Source organism: Pseudomonas sp. Sample_10 (assembly GCF_004321495.1).
In the GTDB taxonomy this organism is placed as follows: Bacteria; Pseudomonadota; Gammaproteobacteria; order Pseudomonadales; family Pseudomonadaceae; genus Aquipseudomonas.
Genome location: NZ_RCOE01000185.1, coordinates 1 through 1,412 on the forward strand (window position 1 = coordinate 1; position 1,412 = coordinate 1,412).

Annotated in this window: 1 protein-coding gene; it reads left to right on the forward strand. The window is 61.6% G+C overall.

Annotated elements, in window-relative coordinates; all coding sequences use genetic code 11:
* The first annotated feature begins 107 nt into the window (after positions 1–107).
* Complete coding sequence (locus tag D8U18_RS18180; RefSeq protein ID WP_056855721.1) at positions 108–1,349, forward strand: TIGR03862 family flavoprotein; 1,242 nt, start codon at positions 108–110, stop codon at positions 1,347–1,349.
* Positions 1,350–1,412: the final 63 nt, after the last annotated feature.

The window sequence follows — 1,412 nt, forward strand, 5'->3', positions numbered from 1 at the left end:
TTTTTAGCGAAAAACATCTCGCGAAAGCTTGACCGTGAACAGAGTATCTACAGGGGGCGGGGCTGCTAGAATGCCCGCCTTCATTCCGTCAGACCGCAGCGCTCTCCATGACTCGATCCTCGACCTCTTCCTCTTATCAAGTCGCCATCATCGGCGGCGGCCCTGCCGGGCTGATGGCGGCCGAAGTGTTGAGCCAGGCCGGGGTCAAGGTCGACCTGTACGACGGCATGCCCTCGGTAGGCAGGAAATTTCTGCTGGCCGGTGTCGGTGGCATGAACATCACTCACTCCGAAGCCTACCCGGCGTTCCTCTCGCGCTATGCCGAACGCGCACCGCACATGGCGCCGTTGCTGCGTGGCTTTGGCGCCGATCAGCTATGCCAGTGGATTCATGAACTGGGCATCGACACCTTCGTCGGCAGCTCCGGCCGGGTATTTCCCACCGACATGAAAGCCGCGCCGCTGTTGCGCGCCTGGCTCAAACGCCTGCGCGACAGTGGTGTAGTTATCCACACCCGTCACCGCTGGCTCGGCTGGAATGCCGACGGCAGCCTGAACGTTTCCAGCCCCGATGGCGATAAAAGCCTGACACCCGATGCGACCCTGCTCGCCCTCGGCGGCGGCAGTTGGTCGCGCCTCGGTTCGGATGGCGCGTGGATGCTGGCGCTGGAGCAGCACGGTGTCGGACTGGCGCCCTTACAACCGAGCAATTGCGGCTTCGAGGTGCAGGCCTGGAGCGCGTTGATGGTCAGCAAATTCGCCGGCACCCCGCTGAAAAACATCGCTATCGGCCTCAACGACGACGTGCCACGGCTCGGCGAATGTGTGATTACCGCCACCGGCATCGAGGGCAGCTTGATCTACGCCCTGTCGGCGCCGATTCGCGAGGCGATCAACCTGCACGGTTCGGCAACCATCCACATCGATCTGTTGCCCGGCCGGCCTGTGGATAAAGTTCAGGCAGCCCTGAGCAAACCCCGTGGCTCGCGGTCGATGGCCAAGCATCTGCACAGTCAGTTGGGCATCGACGGGGTGAAAGCGGCGCTATTGCGAGAATTGACCACCGCCGAAACCTTCGCCAATCCAGCCCTGCTGGCCAACGCCATCAAGGCATTGCCGCTGACACTGGTGAAAACGCGGCCATTGGACGAAGCCATCAGCAGTGCCGGTGGTGTGTTGTTCCAAGCGATGGATGAGCGCTTGATGCTCAAGCAAATGCCTGGGGTGTTTTGCGCCGGAGAGATGCTGGACTGGGAAGCGCCGACGGGCGGCTATCTGCTCACCGCGTGTTTCGCCAGTGGACGGGCGGCGGGGATCGGGATGGTGGAGTGGTTGCGGCGCAAGGGTTAAGCATCTTCTTGATCGTTCCTTGATCGTTCCTTGATCGTTCCTTGATCGTTCCTTGATCGTTCC